We start from the raw sequence: 20,231 nt of genomic DNA on the forward strand, positions 1-20,231 counted from the left end.
CCGGCGCTGGCAGAGCGAGGAATGGAAGTTGAGGCAATGCCGGGCTTCAGCCCGGCATTTTGCTTTTGGTGGTCGGCGGGTCCGACCTTACTACTCCGCTTACGGGATCAGGATGATTTTGCCGAAGGCGTGGGACTCCATGACCTCTGTGTGGGCCCGGGGAGCTTCCGCGAGGGGCAGCTCCTTGCCGACGACGGGGCGGAGGGTGGCGTTGTCGAGGCCGGCGAGGATGGCGGCGTGAACATCGGCGGCGTCGGCGGGCGGGATGCCCCACAGGGTGAAGGCGTGGATGGAGGCTTCGCGGACCATGACGTCGCGCGGGGTGATGGTGACGTCGCCGCGGCTGCCGATGACGACGACACGGCCGCGGGTGGCGAGGAGCTTGAGGTCGGCGCCGAGATTGACGTTGGCAAGCATCTCGAGGATGACGTCAACGCCGCGGCCGGCGGTGGCTTTGAGGATGCCGTCGGTGTAGCCGGGGGCGCGGTGGTCAAAGGCGTGGTGCGCGCCCTCCCGCTGGATGAGTTCGAGGCCTTGCGGGGTGCCGGCGGTGCCGAGCACGGTCATGCCCGCGGCGCGGGCGAACTGCACGGCGGCGAGGCCCACGCCGCCGCTGGCGCCGTGGACGAGGACGGTTTCCGCGGCGCGGGCGCGGGCGATCTGGCGCAGGGCGCGGTAAGCGGTGCCATAGGGGATGTAGATGCCGGCGCCCTGCGCGAAGCTGATGCGCTCGGGGAGCGGATGCACCTGGGATTCCAGAGCCACGGCGTATTCGGCGCAGGTGCCGGTGAGCGAGCCGGAAGTGTAGACGCGATCGCCGGGCTTGACGCGGGTGACCCCCGCGCCGACGGCTTCGATGATGCCGGCGGCGTCTACGCCGGGAGTGTAGGGAAGCGGGGGCTTGATGGCGTAGTTGCCGCTGCGCATGTAGGTGTCGGCGGGGTTGACGCCAGTGGCGTGCACGCAGACGAGGACCTGGCCGGCTGCGGGCCTGGGTGCGGGAATTTCCTCGAGCTTCATCACTTCCGGCGCGCCGAATTCGTGAACGCGAATGGCTTTCATGGTTCCTCTCCAGCGAAAAAATTAGCGAACGAAAGATACGGCTTCAAGCCGCGGCATTCCAAGAAAACTAGAAATGGTCATCGGCGACGATCATGGCCACTTCTTTCGCGATAAGCCCGGCGGACTGCGCCCAGGCCGTGGTCTGCCAATTGTCTTTGCCTTTTTTCTGGGTAATCCAGGGCGGTAGCGTCTGGTTCAGGTAATTGGCCAGCGCATGGATGTAGGGCTCATACAACCTGCGAAGCTCCGTGAGCTTGTGATCGGCTTGTTCTCCGTCATGGAGTTTCATTCCGTGTTGCGCGAGGATGTCGCGGATTTGGCGCAACTGCTGCGCAGGCAACCGGTCTTGCGGCAGGGGCTTCGGCGCCGTTCCGAAAACTTGCGAAAGGTCAACGACGGCGTGACGGGCAATCGCAAAAGTAAGCTCTGCCTGTTTCTCGCAAGCGCCCTCGAGACCAACGATAACGAGCGCGCACGTGTCCAGAATGGCCGTGAGCGAAGCGATCCAGGATTGGTTGTCGTGCTGCGAACGAAAATACGCGAGCACGGGATAGGAAAGATGGCTCTCCATCAGCTCGGCGCACCACTGCTCCCAATCCTTGAGGAGAACGCGGAGGGCGTACAGGCCGTCGGCGTAGCTGTGACGGCGAAGCAGTTCGCCGGCGGTGGGGGGCGTGCCGGCTCTGGAATCGAGCAGGGAAATATTCACTTCGCGCTTGGAGAACGACCCATAGATGAAAGGCAGGTAACCGATCACAGCGGCAAGGAATCCGAAACCAAAACCAGCTTCCAGAACGACCAGGACGCGGGCCAAACCCGACCGGGGAATGACGTCGCCCAGCCCAAGAGTAAAGAAGGTCGTGCCACTCAGATAAATATCGGTCTGAAACCCGGGCTGGCCGCCGGTCACCACCAGCGCGGACCCCGCGCCGTATTGCATGAGCCCGAAGCCGAGCACGAGGCCAACCGCCCAAACCCCGACGAGAACGAGGAGCGAGAGCGGGCCATAAAAACCCAGCAAGGATTCGCGCGTCTTGCGCGTGGGGATGAGACAGACCACGAATTTCCACATGCTCCAGGTGGAGCGGTAAAAAAGACGAGCGAGGCGGAACTTCCGCGTGACGCGGCGCGGCAGAATGATCGCCTCGAACGCATCCCAGAGCACGATCAGAAAGATCGCGACACCTGCAGCGAACACTCCCGGAGCTGGAATCATGTGCGGCATTGCACCTATTTAGGCCTTTCAAGGAGAACGTCCGGTAAGAACGTTCCACGAAGACGCTCGATGAGAATGTCCGGCAAAAACCTCTAAGTCCTAGGATTCCAGCCGGGCGGTGACGCTGATTTCTGCCTTGAAGAGTTTCGATACCGGGCAGCCGGTTTCCGCGGCTTTCACTGCGGCGTCGAATTTGGCTTTGTCTGCGCCGGGGATTTGCGCGGTCAGGTCCAGGTGGCTTTTCGTGATCGCGAAGCCGTCCGGCAGCTTTTCGAGCGAAATCGTCGCCGTCGTCTCGAGCCTGCTGGCGGTCATGCCCGCGTTGCCCAGTTGCGCGGAAAGCGCCATCGTAAAACAGCCGGCGTGTGCCGCGGCGAGGAGCTCCTCGGGGTTTGTGCCGGCGCCGTTTTCAAACCGTGTGCTGAACGAATATTGCGTTTGCTTCAGGACGCCGCTATCCGTCGAAATCGAGCCCTTCCCATCTTTCAAACCGCCCTGCCAAACCGCGGAAGCTTTTCGCTGCATGATTCCTCTCTTTTGGGCTTTTTCGTTCTCTTTAAATCCAGAGAATTCGATTCCGGAGCCCCTTCGAGGGGTATATTCAAGGCATGAACTTTCCTGCCGCCACGCGAACCGCATCACAATGATCGGGAGGAACGGCGAGCCCATCTTGCTGTAGTGCGAGAAGATAGTCTTCCCTGGCTTCGCGAATATCTTGAATGGCGCCTTCTTTTGTTCTTCCCTGGCTGACACAGCCGGGAAGGCTGGGGCAATCCGCCACCCAGTAGCCATCTTCGCCGGGGTAAAGGACGACCTGTCGCATAGCCGTTAGTTTAGCACCACTTTCAGAAATGGCTTTCACGGCCTTTCCCGCTCGTGGAAATGCATCCCGGACTTTTGCGGGCTCCAGCCTACCACTTGTGGAAGAGGAAGAAGACGGCCAGGACGATGCAGCCGAAACCCGCGAAATAGTTCCAGCGCAACTGCTCCTTCAGGTAAAACACGGAAAAGACGGCGAAGACGCCGAGGGTGATGACTTCCTGAATGGTCTTGAGCTGCGCGGTAGAGAACTGATAGGAACCGATGCGGTTCGCCGGGACCTGAAAACAGTATTCGAAAAAGGCGATGCTCCAGCTGGCGATGACGACTTTCCAGAGCGTCGCGCTGCGGTATTTGAGGTGGCCGTACCAGGCAAAGGTCATGAAGATATTGGAAATGGTCAGCAGGACGATGGTTCGCACGGCGCGTTTCTCCTTTTTGCGGGCCAAGGTACAAAAACGACGAATGAGTCATGGGTTTAGGGAATTCGCGCGGGCCACAGGCCGCGGATGTAGACGGTATTGTCCGCCACGCGGTAAAAGAGCAGCCAATTTCCGGCGCGGAACCAGCGGTGGCGGCGGAAGCGCCGGCTCTTTATTATCACGGGATATAGATGGGGAAAGGGCTCGAGGTACTGCACTTTTTCCAGGAGCTCATCTTGAACTTCATCGGGGAGTTCCTGGAAAAGTACCCAGACGGTGCGGGTCCAGACGACCCGGGCCTTCACCTTTTCTTCCTCCTCGCGTGCAACATCTTTTTCACTTCACGATGGGGTGTCACGCGGCCGGCGCGGATGTCGGCTTCGGATTGGGCGATCATTTTCTGGAAGGCGGGGTCGGCTTCGATCCTGTCCAGATGCTCTTCCATGTCGGCATAGCGCTGGATGGCTTCGCGGACGACCAGGCTGCGGTTGCCGGCGCGGTAGGAGGCGAGCTCGTTGAGGAGTTTGTTGGTTTTCTTGTCGAGGACAAATTGGTGGCGCATAAGATCCCTCCTTTAAAAAATACCCGCTGGATGGAGAAGAGTCAACACCATTCATGAATAGTGTTGAATGCGGAAAAGCACCGGGTGAAATGCCGGCGCGTATGGACATAAAGCGTCAGACGTTGAGGCTGAGGGTGACGCCGGGGCGCGCGGCGGGGGGCGGAGGCAGCTGGGAGCGGTCGACGGGGCGGTAGAGGGTGTCGCGCTCGACGGGGACGCGGCCGGCGGCGCGGATGAGGCGCTCGAGCTCGGCGCGGGGGGTGAACTCAGCGGTGGTGGCACCGGCGTCGTGGTAGATCTTTTCTTCGACGACGGTGCCATCGAGGTCGTTGGCGCCGAAGCGCAGGGAGATCTGCGCGATGCTGGTGGTGAGCATGACCCAGTAGGCTTTGATGTGCGGGAAATTGTCGAGAAGCAGGCGGGCCACGGCGATGTTGCGCAGGTCGGCGTAGCCGGTGGTCGGGGGAAGGTGCGCGAGCGCGGTGTTGGCGGGGTGGAAGGCCAGGGGGATGAAAGCGACGAAGCCGTGGGTTTCATCCTGCAGCTCGCGGAGTTTCACGAGGTGGTCGACGCGCTCTTCTTCGGTTTCCACGTGGCCGTAGAGCATGGTGGCGTTGGAGGGCAGGCCGAGCTGGTGGGCCTGGCGGGCGACGTTGAGCCACATCTGGCCGCTGACCTTGTGGTCGCAGATGATCTTGCGCACGCGGGGGTGGAAGATTTCCGCGCCGCCGCCGGGGAGGGAATCCACGCCGGCTTCTTTCATCTTGAGCAATGTGTCCTTGATGGAGAGCTTGGCGATGCGCGCGAAGTAGCCGACCTCGACCATGGTGAAGGCTTTGAGGTGCACGCCGGGGCAGCGCTGCTTGAGGCCGCGGACGAGCTCCAGGAAGTAGTCGAAGGGCAGGTCAGGGTGCAGGCCGCCGACGATGTGGAACTCGGTGGCGCCTTCGCGGACGCCCTGCTCGGCGCGCTGGTAGATCTCTTCGAGGGCGAAGGTGTAGGCGCCGGGAGCGTTGGGGTCGCGGCCAAAGGCGCAGAGCTTGCAGTGCGCGACGCAGACGTTGGTGGGATTGATGTGGCGGTTGACGTTGAAATAGGTGACGTTGCCGTGGCGCTGCTCGCGGACGTGGTTGGCAAGCCAGCCGACGGCGAGGAGATCGGGGGAGCGGTAGAGGGCGATGCCGTCGTCGATGGACAGGCGTTCGCCGGCGAGCACCTTGGCGGCGATGGGCTTCAGTTGCTGGTCGGTGATGGTCAGGTCGCTCATTTCGAATCCATCGAATTCGTGCAACACCCTCATCCGCGCCAGAGGGCGGCGGCGGCTCCCCAGAAGAGCAGGAACAAGAGACTAATATAGCCGTTCACGGTGAAAAACGCAGCGTCCAGCTTGCTGAGGTCGTCGGAATGGACCAGGGAGTGCTCGTAGGCGAGGAGCGTGGCGACGACGGCGACGCCGGCCCAGGCGGGCCAGGGCAGGGCGAAGCTGGCGGCGAGGGCGGCGAGAAGGGCGACGACGGCGACGTGCATTCCGCGGGCAATCAGCAGGGCGCGGGGGATGCCGAAGCGCTTGGGGACGGAGTAAAGGCCGGCTTGCTGGTCGAAGGCCACATCCTGGCAGGCGTAGAGGACGTCGAAGCCGCCGACCCACAGGGTGACGGCGGCGCAGAGGAGGAGCATGCGCAGATCGAGCGCGCCGGTGATGGCGATCCAGGCGGCGGCAGGGGAGATGCCGAGGGCCAAGCCCAGGACGAGATGCGACCAAGTGGTGAAGCGCTTGGTGTAGGAATAGAAGAAGAGTATGGCGAGCGCCACGGGAGCGAGTTTGAGAGCCAGGGGATTGAGGCGCCAGGCGGCGAGGAAGAAGACCGCCACGGCGGCGAATGTGAAGCCCCAGGCGAAGCCGAGGGAGAGAGCGCCGGTAACCAGAGGGCGCTGGCTGGTGCGGGGATTGGCCTTGTCGAAGCGGAGGTCGGCGATGCGGTTCATGGTCATGGCGGCGGAGCGGGCGGCGACCATGGCCACGACGATCCAGAGAATCTGGCGCCAAGCGGGCCAGGTGTGGGTGGTCGCGCGCGCCGCCAGCAACGCGCCGGTCAGCGCGAAGGGCAGGGCAAAGACGGAGTGCTCGAACTTGATCATTTCGAGCACGGTGCGGAGGCGGCTGTGGGGGCTGGGAGTCATGGGGACAGGAAGAAAGTATAAGAGTTCCAGAGTTTAAAAGTCCAAGAGTCCAAAATTCGAAGAGCCGGGGAGTGTATTTCCCCTTTGAGTTGTTCAGATTTTCTGGCTTTGTGACTTTTTTACTTTTTGACTTTTGAACTGCCTTCCCAGCGGTACATGATTTGCTGGGGGAGGGCGATCTGGGCGAGGACGCGGCAGACGTATTGGGAAACGAGGTCGTCGATGGTTCTGGGCTTGTGGTAGAAGGCCGGGATGGCGGGCATGATGACGGCGCCGGCCTGCTGGGCGCGGAGCATGTTTTCCAGGTGGATGCGGCTGAAGGGGGTGTCGCGCACGCAGAGGACAAGCTTGCGGGATTCCTTGAGCATGACGTCGGCGGCGCGGGACACGAGGTCGTCGCTCAGGCCGCAGGCGATGGCGGCGAGGGTGCCCATGGAGCAGGGGATGACCAGCATGGCGTCCACGGGGTAGCTGCCGGAGGCGATGGCGGCGCCGATATCCTGATTGGGGAGGGCGGCGATCTTTTTGGTGGGGCGGCCGAGGAGGCGCGCGGGAAGTTTTTTCAGATCGCCGGAGGAGAGGAGCAGTTCTTCGGCGAGGAGGCGCTGTCCGGCTTCAGTGACGACGAGATGGACGCGGGCGACGCGCGGGTCTTCGTCAAGGAGGGCGAGAGCCTTTTGCGCGAGGAGAGCGCCGCTGGCTCCGGTGACGCCGACGGTGATGATTTGGCCTTCAGTTTTGGGCATGGTTATTTGTCTGGGTACGGAAAAGTCAGTCTCGCAGCGGTATCGGGGGCAAGTCAAGCGGGGCGGGAGGGGCGGTGGGGCGGTTTTCGATAAGCCGACTTATCGGGAGTTAGTTGGGCTTTGCTAAGACGCTCGCGGCACCACTACAAGTTGGGACCTCTGAAGTGTAGAATCCTAACTGTTCCAGGAGAGTAACGATCTCATGCGAATTATCCGACTTGGCTTCTTGGTTGGCGTTCTACTACCCATCATCTTCTTTGGGGCTGTTTCTCAAAGAGCTTCTCAAACTCCAGGTCCTAATCCACTTACAGCCGCTTCTCACGATTCGCAACCCGGGGCCCAAGTGTTGATCACGATTGTCAGTAAGGGCGGCAGCCCGGTCTCGGCACCTGCGAAGAGTGATTTTCTCATTCGGGATGACCGGCATTCCGTCGAAGTGAAGGAACTCCGTTCCGTGAAGGATGAGCCCCTAATCTTTTCTCTGTTGGTGGATGCCAGCGGATCGATGCGGAGCATAAGGTCTTCACAAATTGCAGGAGCAATTAGACTGTTCAACGCTCTTTCCAAACAGGGCAACCGCGGCTACTTGATTTTGTTTGGAGATGAGGTCACCACGAATGATCAGTTTGTCGACGCGCCAATAGCGGAGCAGATATTAAACCAGGAAGATCCCCGGGGTTCCACGGCACTTTTTGACGCGATCGTTCACGCAGCCAAGCAGCAGCTCACCTCAGCCAAAAATTACCCTTCGTCGCGGCGAGCAATTTTTCTGTTCTCGGACGGTGGGGACAACGCCAGCCGCAATTCTCTTGAACACACGCTAACAGTACTTCAGCGTGAGGGTATTTCCGTGTTCCCCATTGCCATGCCCTCAAAAAAGCCGGGTAAGCAGGAGTCGGCAAACCTCCGTGCTCTGAGCCAAAACACAGGCGGGGACATCGTTTCTCTGGATGAATCGGGCGACTTCGTTTCTCGTCTGGTCGAATCTATTGACAACCAATACCTGCTGAGTTTCTCGGCGTTCCCCGCAAAACGGCATAAGCTCCACTCACTGGAAGTGAAATCCGTTTCGCAGGATATTGAGGTCTCGGCACCCACTCAGTACCTCGCACCATGACCTGTTCTCCTTATCCCCAACTTGGCCCGGCACGCACAATAGTCCTGTCGATTGAGCAATGCCAGTTCCTTGTGGCTCCTGATTAACGCTTATCGGGAACTGACCCCCTGCAGGGAGTTTTAGCGAGCAGGAAAGGCGCACAGCCAAGAATGGCTGTGCCACTCTTGGGGTTGGCCGAGATAGAACCCTCCGTCACTCTAGCTGACAAGCATTGACGATACCCTGCTAATCAGTTAGGGACGATGAACTGTCCCAGCCATTCGTAATGGTGTTCCTTCACGGACTCCTGTTCAACGGGGACTCCGGCACATTTGGCCGGGGTATAGCGCTGCTGGAGCATTTGATCCATCCAGTATGAATCCACCTCTTTGCCAGCCGACTTCACCACGGCAAGGTCGTGCCACCTGCCGTCGATTCCGATGATTCCGTAGATGGCTGCAACATGTTGGTGGGCAGCGTCGCGAAGCTGCGAGGGCAAAAGAGAGAGTGCGCCCAGGTCCTCGAGTTTCGCGGGTTCCGGATGCGGGCACCAGCGAAGCACGGTTGCATCCTTTGGCGGAATAAAAAAGGAAGCGTCGAAGGCCGCTTGCTCAAGTTTTTGTACTTGAACCTGAACCAGCGGTCTATTCAAGATGAATTCGGCGAGGGTTCGGGGAAATTGGCGTCCGTCGAAAGACACGTAGTCTTTGAACTGGTATTCAAAATGAAAGCTCTTGAATTCGACGCGGATCGGGATTGGGGATGACCCATCCAGGATGACGATCCGGGATCCAACTTCGATCGTTCTCTCGCGCGAGCCATTTCTTGTTCTTTCCTTCACTTTGCCTGGTTTAACGGCCAGGTTGGGATGGAGAACGTTTGGAAAATCCAAAAGCTCGTGCAGCCGGAAAATCTCAAGCGGCAAAATGGGCGGGTTACGGCTTATGGAGAGTTTGTCGCCGATTGCGACGCGAACCTGGGAGAAATGCGCAAACTTAATCTCCTCTCGCCAAGCGGTTGGCGATGCCCAGAACAGGTCATACGTCCCGTCCGCCGCCAGATCTTTTCCCTCATACATGTACACACGAGCCGCCAGGTGAAACGAGCGACTCCCCGATGAGCGTATGTCCGTGAGATCTTCGGCTTGCTGCAGGAGCTTTTGTGCTTCCAGACCCTTATCGCCGGCAGCCGCCATATTCCCGGACCATGGTTCCGAAGACGCTAAAGCGAACAACGCGCAAGCCGCAATGAGCGAAGGGAGCTTCATAACTGTCCTCATATAGCCTCCCTGGATGCAAAATACCAGAAGTATATCCACCCGGACCTGGCGGGGTTTGGACGGGGAGGGTGGTAGAATGCGCAGCGGGAAACCATGCACGAACGGGACATCGTGAAGATTCTGGAGGCGGTGGGCGCGGGGAAGCTCGCGACCGGGGCGGCGATTGCGCGGCTGAAGCATCTGCCGTTCGAGGATTTGGGGTTTGCCAAGGTGGACCATCACCGGGCGCTGCGGCAGGGGTTTGCCGAGGTGGTTTTCGGGAAGGGCAAGACGCCGGGGCAGGTGGCGGAGATCGTGCGGGCGATGCTGCGGGCGAAGGCCACCCGGCACAACATCCTGATCACGCGGGCGGACCGCAAGATTTACGCGGCGGTGCGGCGGCTGAACGGGAAGGCGGGCCGGGCGGCAAAATTTCACGCGCTGTCGGGGGTGATCACGATCGAGCGGACGCGGGTGATGCGCGGGAAGGGCACGATCGTGGTGGTGTCCGCGGGGACGAGCGACATTCCGGTGGCCGAGGAGGCGGTGCTGACGGCGCGGATGATGGGCAACCGGGTGGAGCAGATTTATGACGTGGGCGTGGCGGGGATTCACCGGCTGCTGAAGCATCGCGGGAAGCTGGGCGAGGCGCGGGTGATCATCTGCGTGGCGGGGATGGAAGGGGCGCTGCCGAGCGTGGTGGGCGGGCTGGTGGGCGTGCCGGTGATCGCGGTGCCGACGAGCACGGGGTATGGCGCGAGCTTTGGCGGGGTGGCGGCGCTGCTGGGGATGCTGAACAGTTGCGCGTCGAATGTGACAGTGGTGAATATTGACAATGGGTTTGGGGCGGGGTGTGTGGCGTCGTGTATCAACCGGCTGTAAGAGGGGATTTAACGCAGAGGCGCAGAGGACGCAGAGAAGCAGAGGGAAATTCCGAGAGATACTTGCAAAAACGTCTAGCGGTAGGGCTCTTCAGGTTTTAACTTTCCACTTTTAACTTTCGACTGTTAACTCTGTGCCTCTGCGTTAATCCATTCTTAGCAGGACTTTCATGACGCCGGGTTTTTGCGCGTAGGCGATGGCGGCGGGGGCTTGGACGAGCGGGAATGTGCGCGAGATGAGCGGGGTGGGGTCCACGTGGGCGGAGCGGAGGAGGGCGAGGGCTTTGGCGAAGGGGCCGCAGCGGGAGCCGAGGATGGTGAGCTCCTTGACGACGGTGGGCCAGGTTTCAACGGGGGCGGCGCCGTGGAAGGTGGATTTCAGGACGAGGGTGCCGCGCGGCTCGGTGATGTGTTGCGCCAGAGTCAGGCCGCTAGGCGAGCCCGTTGCTTCCACCACCAGCGGAAAGTTTTCCTTGATGCGGCGGAGGTCGGAAGCGTCGCCGCGGACTTTTTGCACGGGGATGCCGGCGAGGCGTGCCAGGGCCAATTTTGCTTCGTGCTTGCCGAAGAGGGTGACGCGCGGCATAACGGAGTGCAGGACGCGGGCGATCAACTGCGCGAGCTTGCCGTCGCCGAGGACGGCGGCGTCGCGGAAGCGCGCCACCGGGAGCTGGGCGAGGATCTGGCAGGCGGCGGCGAGCGGCTCGGTGAAGACGGCCTGCTCGTCGGAGAGGCCATCGGGAACGAGGTGCAGATTTTCGAGGGGCAGGGCGAGGAATTCGGCGAAGGCGCCGTTGTGGGCGACGATACCGAGCACCTTCCTGCGCGCGCAGTGCGTTTTCAGGCCGCGGCGGCAGAAGCGGCACACGGGGCGAAAGCCCAGGGCGGCGCAGGCGATGTTGATCTCGCCGACGACGCGGCGGCCGAGCCAGTGCGCGCTCTCGCGGGTGGAGACGCCGCGCACGGCCACGACTTCGCCGACGAATTCGTGGCCGGGAGTGCCGCGGAAACTGTGGTAGCCGCGGAGGATCTCGACGTCGGTGTTGCAGATGCCGGCGAGGCGGAGCTGAAGGAGAGCCCAGCCGGGGCGGAGCTTGGGGAGAGGCTTTTTTGCAGGGACGAGGCGGTTGTTGCGGACGGTGAAGGCCAGCATGGGGCGGGTTCCTTCAGCGGAGAGCCGCGGAGAGGGCGGCGGCGAGCGCAGGTTCCTCGTCGGGGAAGACGGTGCGGAGATCGAGGAGCAGGCGGTCGTTCTCGACGCGGGCGATGACGGAGACGCCGGCGGGAGGGCGGCGCAGGCGCTCTTCGAGTTTCGCGGCGGAATGGCGGGCGCTGGCGATGCGCAGGAGCATGGTGGGGAGGGACTCCGCGGGAGTGGAGCCGCCGCCGATGAGGGAGGCGCCGGCGACGATGTCCGCTTCGAGTTCCTCGAGGGGGAGAGCGGGGCGGAGAGCGCCGAGAAACTGTTCGGCGCGCTGGCCGATCTCGCGGGGGCTCATACGAATCATGCGCAGCGCGGGAATTTCGTCGAGGGCGCCGCGCAGGTAGGCGCCGAGGGTGGCTTCCAGCGCGGCAATGGTGAGCTTGTCCACGCGCAGGGCGCGGAAGAGGGGATAGCGGCGGATGCGGGTGACCAGGGTGCTGTGACCGGCGATGACGCCGGCCTGCGGGCCGCCGAGGAGCTTGTCGCCGCTGAAGGCCACCAGGGAGGCGCCGGCCTCGAAGCTCTGGCGGACGACGGGTTCGCTGACGCCGCTGGCGGAGAGGTCCACGAGGCAGCCGGAGCCGAGGTCTTCCATGACGGGAAGATTGGCGCGGCGGCCCAGCTCGGCGAGTTCGCGGAGCTCGGGACGCTCGGTAAAGCCGGTGATGCGGAAATTGGAGGGGTGCACGCGGAGGAGGAGGCGGGTCTTGTCGGTGATGGCGCGCTCGTAGTCTTCGATGCGGGTGCGGTTGGTGGTGCCGACTTCGCGGAGGATGGCGCCGCTTTCGGCCATGATCTCCGGGATGCGGAAGCCGTCGCCAATCTCGATGAGCTCGCCGCGGGAAACCAGGACTTCGCCGCCTTTGGCGAGAGCGGCGAGAGAGAGGAGGACGGCGGCGGCGCAGTTGTTGACCACGATGGCGGCTTCGGCGCCGGTGAGGCGCTCGAGGAGGCGGGAGGTGTGGACATCGCGCTTGCCGCGCGCGCCGGCATCGAGGTCGTATTCGAGGTTGCTGTAGTGCGTGGCGGCGTGGCGGATGTGGTCGGCGACGGCGGAGGGCAGCGGGGCGCGGCCGAGATTGGTGTGCAGGATGACGCCGGTGGCGTTGATGACCGGCTGGAGGGAGAGCGCGAGGATGCGTTCGACCTCGGCGGTGATGTGCGCCTCGATCTCCGCGGGAGCAAGCGCGAGGACGGTGCGCGCCTCCGCGCCGGTGATGCGCGTGCGGATGCCGGCGAGGGCAGCGCGCGTTACCTCGAGGAGCAGGCCGCGGCTCACCCGGGAAGCGAGCGCGCGGAGGCGCGGCTGGGCGAGCAACTCGTCAACGGAGGGCAACTGGCGCAGGAGATCGGCTTGCGCGGGGGAGAGGGCCGGCTTGGCGCGAGGGTCCATGCCGCCATTTCAGCACAGGCGGGGCCGGGGAGCAATTGCCGGAGCGCCGGCGGGGGCCCGCCGGGGCGAACCGGCGGCGCGCATTGCCCGATGCGTATCCCCGGCGGTTGTTACGATTGACGCAACCTGCGCGGGCCACCTAGCATGGACGGTGGAAGGGCTCGCCGATGGCAACCATTGACGAAGAACTGAGCCAGCTGGAGAAGGACATCCGCCAGCTGAAAATTGAATACGACCAGTTCTTCGGCGGAGGCCGCAAGCGTCCTCCGACGGACGTGGAATGGCGCATCGATTCGCTGATCAAGCGCTATTCCGAGCGCATGGGGCAGTTGAAATTCGGGCAGAGCTTCCGTTTCAACAATCTCGCGCAAACCTACGCCAAGTATAAAGAGATTTTCCGCAAGCGGCTGCAGCAGAAGGAAGAAGGCAAAGTGGAGCGGCATTACGGCGCGGCCGCCAAAGCGATCGAGGCGGAGCGCGCCCAGCGGCACGCCGCGGAAGCCGCGGCGCAGCCTGCGGAGCAGGGAGCGGCCTTCCGCATCAGCTGCTCCGCGCCGGAGAAGGAGAGCGAGAAGGTGGAAGAGCTCTACCAGGCATTCATCAGCGCCAAGGAAAAGGCCGGGGAGCCGACGGAGAAGTTTACGCGCGCGAATTTCCGGGAGTTCGTGCGCAAGAAGACCAGCGACCTGCAGAAGCAGAAGGGCGTGAAGGAAGTGGAATACGTGGTGGAAGTGGTCGGCGACCAGGTCAAACTGAAGGCCCTCACCAAATCGTAGCGACCGCAGTTTTTTCTTTCCTGGCAGGTTGCGGGCCGCCCGCGGAGCGCGCGATCCGCGACCCGCGACCCCTGATTCGTGAAGAAGGAAGAATCCCCGCCAGCGAGCGACAGCCTTGTGCGGAGGATGGGTGTGTGCGGCGAGTTATGGCGCAGCGGGCAGTGCGGGAAGGAAGGGCTAGGGCGGCGAGAACTGCTGGAAGGGAGGATTGTGTCACGGCCTATGTTTCGAACTGCCACGCGCAGTCCGAGATGGGACACCGGCGCGGGGGTACCAGCGCTTGCGGGGGTGCCAGCGCTCCGGCTAACCCTCACGGACGCAGTAAGTTGAAACGAGCCGTGGGGAGAAAGCCACAGATGGCAGTTGGTGGGTGCCGTGCAGGGATTCCAGCGGTATGGGGCCACTGAAAGCGCAGACCGGGAAAGACGAAAACCACGCTGGGGGCGGCACGTTCCGCAGCCATCACAGCCGAATTGAAAGGCGGGAATGGTGGCTGTGGGCTGCGACGGTGGTCATTACGCTTCTGCTGACCCTGGGCCTGGCTTCCTTTCTCCTGCCGTCCTTGCACCAGACGGAAGATTATGAAGGCACGCTGGCGCTATCGGTGGCGGTCCGGAGCCTGGTGGGGCTGGTGCTGCTGTTCAATGTTTACATCATCTATCAGCAGGTGCAGATCCACCGGATTCGCTGCCAGTTGGTGGAAAAGGAAGAGCTGTTCCGTCTGATCAGCGAGAACGCCGCGGACATGATTGCGGTCGTGGATATGGAAGGGCACCGAATCTATAACAGCCTGGCGTACCAGAAGGTCCTGGGTTACTCCCCGGAAGAGCTGCGCGCGTCGTCTTCGTTCGCGCAGATTCATCCCGAAGACCAAGAGCGCGTGCGGGGAGCGGCGGAGGAAGCGCGGCTGACCGGGCAGGGCAAGACTTTGGAATACCGCATCCGCCACAAAGACGGCACGTGGCGGATGCTGGAATCGACTTCGAGCGTGATTCGCAATGTGAAAGGGGAACCGGTGCAGTTAGTGATTGTGAACCGCGACATCAGCGAGCGGAAACGGGCGGAAGAGGCTTTGCGGCTGTCGGAAGCCAGTTTCCGCGCGGTGGTGGAGGACGCCCCGTATGGCATCTACCGCGCGAGCATGGGCGGGCAATTGCTGCAGGTGAATCCCGCGCTGCAAACCATGCTGGGCTACGCATCGCCCAGCGAACTGCTGCAGGCCAATCTCGCGAGCGACATCTATCGCTGCCCGGAGGAATATCAGAGGCTGAATGAGCTGTTGGCCGGGGCGGAAGAGATGAAGGATGTGGAAGTCGAATGGAAGCGGAAAGACGGCGCACCGATCACCGTGCGGTGCAGCGGACGGCGCTTGAAAGATGCGAACGGGGTTCCGGCGCATATCGAAGCGTTCGCCGAAGATGTGACGGAGAAGCGCGTTCTGGAGCGGCAACTGCGCATGGCGCAGAAGATGGAAGCGATCGGAAGACTGTCCGGAGGGATCGCGCACGACTTCAACAATCTTCTCGGGGTGATCATCGGGTATAGCCAGGTGTTGAAGCGGGAGCTGGGGGCGGGCAGCCCGCTTTACGAACACACGGTGGAAGTGGAAAAGGCCGGACAGCGGGCCGCGACGCTGACCCGGCAGTTGCTGGCGTTCAGCCGGCAGCAGGTGTTGACGCCCGCGGTGCTGAACCTGAATGCGCTGTTCAGCGACATGGAAAAGATGCTGCCCCGGCTGCTGGGAGAAGACATCGAAGTGACGACGGCGCTCGATCCGGGGCTGGGTTGCGTGAAGGCCGATCAGGGACAGATCGAGCAGGTGGTGATGAATTTGGCCGTCAACGCCCGGGATGCCATGCAGCAGGGCGGCCAGCTGAAGATTGAAACCGCGAACGCGGAGTTCGACGAGGCGTACGTCCGGCAGCATCCTGGCGCAAAACGCGGGCACTACATCATGCTCTCCGTCACCGATACGGGAGTGGGAATAGACGCAGAGACACAAGTGCACATTTTCGAGCCCTTCTTCACGACCAAAGAGCTCGGCAAAGGCACGGGACTGGGGCTGTCCACGGTATACGGAGTCGTGAAGCAGAGCGGGGGCTACATCACGGTGGAAAGCGCGCCGGGCAAGGGAGCCTCGTTCAAGGTCTATCTGCCGCGCATCGAGGAGCAAGCCACGGTGGAAGCACCGAACAGCCCGCAGGGCCGGCCGCTGCGGGGGGCGGAGACGGTTCTCCTGGTGGAGGATGAGGACCCGCTGCGGAAACTTGCGCAAACCTTTCTGGAGACAAACGGGTACCGGGTTCTGTCGGCGCCGAACGGAGAGAAAGCCCTGGAGGCGGCTGCGCAGAATTCCGCTCCGATTCAGCTGCTGCTGACCGACGTGGTGATGCCCGGGATGAACGGGCGAGTGCTCGCCGAGCAGCTGGTAGCGCGGCAGCCGGGGATCAAGGTGCTGTACATGTCGGGGTATACCGACAGCTTTATCGCCGGACACGGCGTCCTCAAGCCCGGGACCTACTTGCTGCACAAGCCGTTCACGGAAGAAGCGCTGGTCCGGAAGGTTCGCGAGGTGCTCGACGCGGAGAAGAAAGGACCGGAAGCGCCGACGGGGGAAGCGACACTGGTGGGGAGCGAACGCTCCCGGGGACGATAGGAGGGAAGCGGACGATGGAAAAGCTGCTGATTGTGGACGACGACGAAGCCCTGCGGCGCCTGGTGCGCCTGAATCTGAAAGACACGTATGAAATCATCGACACCGGAGTGCCCGAAGAGGCGCTGGCGCTGGCCATGGAGCACAAGCCCGACGCCATTCTGCTGGACTTGAGGATGCCGCACTATTCCGGATTCGAACTCTGCCAGATGCTCACCTCGTTCAGCCGCACGCAGTTGATTCCCGTGCTGATCGTGAGCGGAGAGGCCGGGGCGCAGACCAAGGAATTCTGCCGCGATCTCGGGGCAGCAGCCTACTTCGAAAAGCCGGTAGACTTCGAGGCTTTGAAGGCGTGTCTGGCGCGAACGGTGACCACGAAGCGCAAGGAACGGCGCAGCGAAGTGCGCGTGCGCCTGCGCGTGCCGCTGAAGCTGCGCGGAACCGACGCCCAGGGGAAGCCCTTCGAAGCCGTGACGAGCACGGAGAACGTCAGCTTGAGCGGCTTTCTCTGCGGATGCGCCGCAGTCTTGCAGAAGGACGCCATCGTCGGGGTGTATCTGGCCAGCGCAAGCGAAGAGTACGTGGGCAAGGCCCGGGTGGTGCGCGCCGAGGCCGAGGGCACACCGTTCCCGCGGTACGGCATGCGCTTTGTCGAAAAAGAAGGGCGCTGGGTGCTGCAGTAGCCTGGGGCCGCCGGCGCCAGGCTGCCGGCCGGGACTTTCGAAGGAGACGGCCGGGCGCGGCTCTCTGCGCGGCGAGTTCGGACGAGGGCGTGTCCGAGCATCTGCAAAAGACTGCCGGAGGCGCACCGGGACGCGATTTTCCGGGCCTGCAAAACCCTCCCATCGGCTTCGATGCCAACAAAGGATTTTTGTGCGCCGGGGTGCCGGGCCACCGGAGTCCCGTGCGTTTCCGCTTTTCCAATCGCCGCGCAGCGCATACAATACACGGCTCTTCAGTTGACAGGAGGAAGTCATGCCGGTGGCGCGGGCGCTCATCAGTGTTTTCGATAAAACAGGGGTTGTGGACTTTGCCAAGCGGCTGGCCGCGCTGCGCATCGAGATCGTCTCGACGGGAGGGACGGCCAAGCTACTGCGGGAAGCGGGGCTGGCGGTGCGCGACGTGGCCGAACTGACGGGCTGGCCGGAGATGCTGGGCGGGCGGGTAAAGACGCTGCATCCGAAGGTGCACGGCGGGCTGCTGTTCCGGCGCAATCTGGCCGAGGACCGCAAGCAGGCCGAGGAACATGGGATCGCGCCGATCGATCTGGTGGCAGTGAACCTATACCCGTTCGAAGCCACGGCGGCCAAGGCGGGGCTGACCGCGGAAGAGCTGATCGAGAATATCGACATCGGCGGGCCGACGATGCTGCGGAGTGCGGCGAAGAATTTCGAGAGCGTGACGGTGGTGTGCGATCCGGGGGATTACGGGCGGGTGGCCGGGGAGCTGGAGGCGACGGGGGAGACGGCGCTGGCCACGCGGCTGGAACTGGCGCGCAAGGTGTACGCCACGACGTCGCGCTACGACGGGATGATCACGACGGAGCTGGAGCGGCTGACGGCAGCGGCGGGGCGCGTGGCGCTGGGGGAGAAGGCGGTGCTGCCGGAGCGGCTGCACCTGGCGCTGGAGCGGCAGCGGCCGCTGCGCTATGGCGAGAACCCGCACCAGGCGGCGGCGCTGTACGTGCCGGCGGGGCGCGCGGCGGCGGGGCTGGCCGCGGCGAAGCAGCTGCAGGGCAAGGAGCTTTCCTACAACAATTACGTGGACCTGGAAGCGGCGCGCAGCCTGGCGGGAGAGTTCCGGCGGCCGGCAGCGGTGATCATCAAGCACAATAATCCGTGCGGGACGGCGGAGCAGGAGACGCTGCTGGAGGCGTACCGGAAGGCGTATGCCTGCGATCCGGTGTCGGCGTTCGGCGGGGTGCTGGCGTTTAACCGCGTGGTGGACGGGGCGACGGCGGAAGAGGTGGCCAAGCTGTTCGTGGAGTGCATCGTGGCGCCAGGCTTTGAGGAGCAGGCGCTGGCGGCGCTGGGGGCGAAGAAAAATCTGCGGCTGCTGGAGCTGCCGGCGGGCGGGCTGGATCCCGAGCGCGCGCCGCAACTCAAACAGATCTCCGGCGGAGTGCTGGTGCAGCAGCCGGACCTGGGGGAATTGAACGAGGCGGAATTGAAGGTGGCCACGAAGCGCGCGCCGACGGCGGCAGAGCTGGCGGCGCTGAAGTTCGCGTGGAAGGTGGCCAAGCACGTGAAGTCCAACGCCATCGTGTTTGCGCGGGACGGGCAGACGCTGGGCGTGGGCGCGGGGCAGATGAGCCGCGTGGATTCGGTGAAGCTGGCGGTGATGAAGGCGCAGAATCCGCTGGCGGGCTGCGTGGTGGCCTCGGACGCGTTCTTTCCGTTCGCGGACGGCGTGGAAGAGGCGGCGAAGGCCGGGGCCACGGCGGTGATTCAGCCGGGCGGGTCGGTGCGCGACGCCGAGGTGATTGCCGCGGCGGACCGGCTGAACCTGGCCATGGTGTTTACCGGGATGCGGCACTTCCTGCACTGAGCCCGGTCAGCAGTCCGGCGCTGCCAAAGCGATTCCAGAAAAGCATGTAGCGCCCGCTTTCAGGTGGGCATGGGACCCGCATGGGGCGGGGTGTTCTCCGAGGAGAGAAATTCGCGGAGGCGCGTTTCGAGGGTGTTGCGGACGGCGCGGAAGGCCGCGAGTTGTTCTTCGGGGGAGCCGGCAACCGCGGCGGGGTCGGGCAGACTCCAATGCAGGCGCTGCGGCGCGCCGGGGAAGATGGGGCACTGTTCGGCGGCGCTGTCGCAGACGGTGATGACGGTGTCGAAGCGCTGGCCGTCGAATTCGGCCACGGATTTGGAGCGCTGGGCGGAAATGTCCACGGCGATCTCGCGCATAGCCTGAACCGCCAGGGGATTAAGGCCGGCGGGCCGGGTTCCCGCGCTGTGGACCTCGACGGCGGAGCCACCGAGGTGACGGAGCAGGCCTTCGGCCATCTGGCTGCGCGCGGAGTTGCCGGTGCAGAGGATAAGGACGCGCTTCGGCTTCATTTTCCTCTTCTCTGTCCTATGCGCAGCAGGCTGGGCCACAACACGCGGTTTGCGCGACGGGCTTGGCGGCGCGGACGAAGGCGCTCATGAATTTGCCGTCAATGAGCGGAGCGATGGCGTCGGCGTCCAAGCCGCTGTGTGCCAGATAGCCCCGGGCTTCCTCGGCGCGGTAGATGCGCGTGGGTTCGACGGCGATGGAGGTGAAGCCTGCGCGCGCCAGCTTTTCGCGGTACTCGCGCTCTTCGAGGGCGCCGGCGATGCAGCCGGCCCACAGCTCGATGCTCTTGCGGATGGCCGCGGGAACTTCGCCGCGCACGACGACGTCGGAGACGGCGAAGCGGCCGCCGGGCTTGAGCACGCGGAAAGCTTCGGCAAGGACGCGGTCCTTGTCGCCGGAAAGATTGATCACGCAATTGGAGATGATGACATCCACGGAATTATCAGGCAGGGGAATGCTTTCGATCGTGCCTTTCAGGAATTCGGCGTTCTGGACGCCGGCCTTGCGCTGGTTCTCCCGCGCCAGGGCCAGCATCTCGTCGGTCATGTCCAGGCCATAGGCTTTGCCCGCGGGGCCGACGCGGCGCGCCGAGAGCAGGACGTCAATGCCGCCGCCGGAGCCGAGGTCGAGGACGATCTCCCCGGGTTTCAGCTGGGCGAGGGCGGTGGGATTGCCGCAGCCGAGGGAAGCGGTGACGGCCTCGGTGGGGAGAGCGGCTTTCTGGGTTTCGTCGTAGAGATCGGTGGTGATGGGATCGCAAGCGGAAAGTTCGGCGCCGCCGCCGCAGCAGGCGCTGCCGCCGCTGGTGACCTGGCGGGCCGCCGCCGCGTACTTCTGTTTAACCGCTTCCTGAATGTTGGTGTCGGACATGTTGTTCTCCTTTGTATGCGTGACCGCGAAGCGGTCAA

At 63.3% G+C, this 20,231-nt stretch carries 20 protein-coding genes; 6 read left to right on the forward strand and 14 right to left on the reverse strand.

Annotated features, from left to right (window positions below; all coding sequences use genetic code 11):
- Positions 1-99 precede the first annotated feature (99 nt).
- The 9 genes from LAN61_03470 to LAN61_03510 all read right to left on the reverse strand — a co-directional run bounded on the left by LAN61_03470 (position 100) and on the right by LAN61_03510 (position 7,008).
- Positions 100-1,062: an NADPH:quinone reductase gene (locus tag LAN61_03470; GenBank protein ID MBZ5539563.1), complete on the reverse strand. Its 963-nt coding sequence runs from the start codon at positions 1,060-1,062 to the stop codon at positions 100-102.
- Positions 1,063-1,129: 67 nt separating this feature from the next.
- Entirely contained in the window at positions 1,130-2,278 is a 1,149-nt protein-coding gene (locus tag LAN61_03475; protein ID MBZ5539564.1) for a potassium channel family protein, read from the reverse strand.
- 99 nt (positions 2,279-2,377) lie between these two features.
- Positions 2,378-2,803, reverse strand: a complete 426-nt coding sequence (locus tag LAN61_03480; protein MBZ5539565.1) for an OsmC family protein — start codon at positions 2,801-2,803, stop codon at positions 2,378-2,380.
- Positions 2,804-3,189: 386 nt separating this feature from the next.
- Entirely contained in the window at positions 3,190-3,519 is a 330-nt protein-coding gene (locus LAN61_03485) for a DMT family protein (GenBank protein ID MBZ5539566.1), read from the reverse strand.
- 56 nt (positions 3,520-3,575) lie between these two features.
- A complete protein-coding gene (locus LAN61_03490) occupies positions 3,576-3,824 on the reverse strand; it encodes a hypothetical protein (protein MBZ5539567.1) in 249 nt (82 codons plus the stop codon).
- Complete coding sequence (locus tag LAN61_03495) at positions 3,821-4,081, reverse strand: hypothetical protein (protein MBZ5539568.1); 261 nt, start codon at positions 4,079-4,081, stop codon at positions 3,821-3,823. Before LAN61_03495 ends, LAN61_03490 begins: the two co-directional genes overlap by 4 nt.
- Positions 4,082-4,196: 115 nt before the next feature.
- Positions 4,197-5,348 carry an aminofutalosine synthase MqnE gene (gene mqnE / locus LAN61_03500; GenBank protein ID MBZ5539569.1) on the reverse strand — a complete coding sequence of 384 codons (1,152 nt, stop codon included), beginning with the start codon at positions 5,346-5,348 and terminating at the stop codon, positions 4,197-4,199.
- A gap of 29 nt (positions 5,349-5,377) precedes the next feature.
- The gene (gene ubiA, locus LAN61_03505) at positions 5,378-6,262 is read right to left on the reverse strand and encodes a putative 4-hydroxybenzoate polyprenyltransferase (protein MBZ5539570.1); all 885 of its coding nucleotides are present in this window, start codon (positions 6,260-6,262) and stop codon (positions 5,378-5,380) included.
- 119 nt (positions 6,263-6,381) lie between these two features.
- Positions 6,382-7,008: a UbiX family flavin prenyltransferase gene (locus LAN61_03510; GenBank protein ID MBZ5539571.1), complete on the reverse strand. Its 627-nt coding sequence runs from the start codon at positions 7,006-7,008 to the stop codon at positions 6,382-6,384.
- A 202-nt stretch (positions 7,009-7,210) separates the two neighbouring features.
- Between LAN61_03510 and LAN61_03515 the strand changes: the two genes are divergently transcribed.
- Complete coding sequence (locus tag LAN61_03515) at positions 7,211-8,125, forward strand: VWA domain-containing protein (GenBank protein ID MBZ5539572.1); 915 nt, start codon at positions 7,211-7,213, stop codon at positions 8,123-8,125.
- Positions 8,126-8,354: 229 nt separating this feature from the next.
- Here LAN61_03515 and LAN61_03520 read toward each other — a convergent pair whose 3' ends face one another.
- Positions 8,355-9,371 (reverse strand): hypothetical protein, encoded by a 1,017-nt coding sequence (locus tag LAN61_03520; GenBank protein ID MBZ5539573.1) that lies wholly within the window; start codon positions 9,369-9,371, stop codon positions 8,355-8,357.
- Between the two features lie 105 nt (positions 9,372-9,476).
- Between LAN61_03520 and larB the strand changes: the two genes are divergently transcribed.
- Positions 9,477-10,244, forward strand: a complete 768-nt coding sequence (larB, locus tag LAN61_03525) for a nickel pincer cofactor biosynthesis protein LarB (protein ID MBZ5539574.1) — start codon at positions 9,477-9,479, stop codon at positions 10,242-10,244.
- Between the two features lie 144 nt (positions 10,245-10,388).
- Here larB and LAN61_03530 read toward each other — a convergent pair whose 3' ends face one another.
- The gene (locus tag LAN61_03530; GenBank protein ID MBZ5539575.1) at positions 10,389-11,396 is read right to left on the reverse strand and encodes an alcohol dehydrogenase catalytic domain-containing protein; all 1,008 of its coding nucleotides are present in this window, start codon (positions 11,394-11,396) and stop codon (positions 10,389-10,391) included.
- Between the two features lie 13 nt (positions 11,397-11,409).
- Positions 11,410-12,840 carry an L-seryl-tRNA(Sec) selenium transferase gene (gene selA / locus LAN61_03535; protein MBZ5539576.1) on the reverse strand — a complete coding sequence of 477 codons (1,431 nt, stop codon included), beginning with the start codon at positions 12,838-12,840 and terminating at the stop codon, positions 11,410-11,412.
- Between the two features lie 167 nt (positions 12,841-13,007).
- Here selA and LAN61_03540 point away from each other — a divergent pair, with 167 nt between their 5' ends.
- The 4 genes from LAN61_03540 to purH all read left to right on the forward strand — a co-directional run bounded on the left by LAN61_03540 (position 13,008) and on the right by purH (position 18,816).
- Positions 13,008-13,616 (forward strand): hypothetical protein, encoded by a 609-nt coding sequence (locus LAN61_03540; GenBank protein ID MBZ5539577.1) that lies wholly within the window; start codon positions 13,008-13,010, stop codon positions 13,614-13,616.
- A 394-nt stretch (positions 13,617-14,010) separates the two neighbouring features.
- Complete coding sequence (locus LAN61_03545) at positions 14,011-16,272, forward strand: PAS domain S-box protein (protein ID MBZ5539578.1); 2,262 nt, start codon at positions 14,011-14,013, stop codon at positions 16,270-16,272.
- A 14-nt stretch (positions 16,273-16,286) separates the two neighbouring features.
- Positions 16,287-16,952 carry a response regulator gene (locus tag LAN61_03550; protein ID MBZ5539579.1) on the forward strand — a complete coding sequence of 222 codons (666 nt, stop codon included), beginning with the start codon at positions 16,287-16,289 and terminating at the stop codon, positions 16,950-16,952.
- A 292-nt stretch (positions 16,953-17,244) separates the two neighbouring features.
- Positions 17,245-18,816, forward strand: a complete 1,572-nt coding sequence (gene purH, locus LAN61_03555; protein ID MBZ5539580.1) for a bifunctional phosphoribosylaminoimidazolecarboxamide formyltransferase/IMP cyclohydrolase — start codon at positions 17,245-17,247, stop codon at positions 18,814-18,816.
- A gap of 59 nt (positions 18,817-18,875) precedes the next feature.
- On the opposite strand, the gene LAN61_03560 is transcribed toward purH, so the two are convergent.
- Positions 18,876-19,325: an arsenate reductase ArsC gene (locus LAN61_03560; protein MBZ5539581.1), complete on the reverse strand. Its 450-nt coding sequence runs from the start codon at positions 19,323-19,325 to the stop codon at positions 18,876-18,878.
- Between the two features lie 16 nt (positions 19,326-19,341).
- Positions 19,342-20,193 carry an arsenite methyltransferase gene (locus LAN61_03565; GenBank protein MBZ5539582.1) on the reverse strand — a complete coding sequence of 284 codons (852 nt, stop codon included), beginning with the start codon at positions 20,191-20,193 and terminating at the stop codon, positions 19,342-19,344.
- Positions 20,194-20,231 lie beyond the last annotated feature (38 nt).

It is taken from the genome of Terriglobia bacterium (genome assembly GCA_020072785.1).
Classification (GTDB): Bacteria; Acidobacteriota; Terriglobia; order Acidiferrales; family UBA7541; genus Acidiferrum.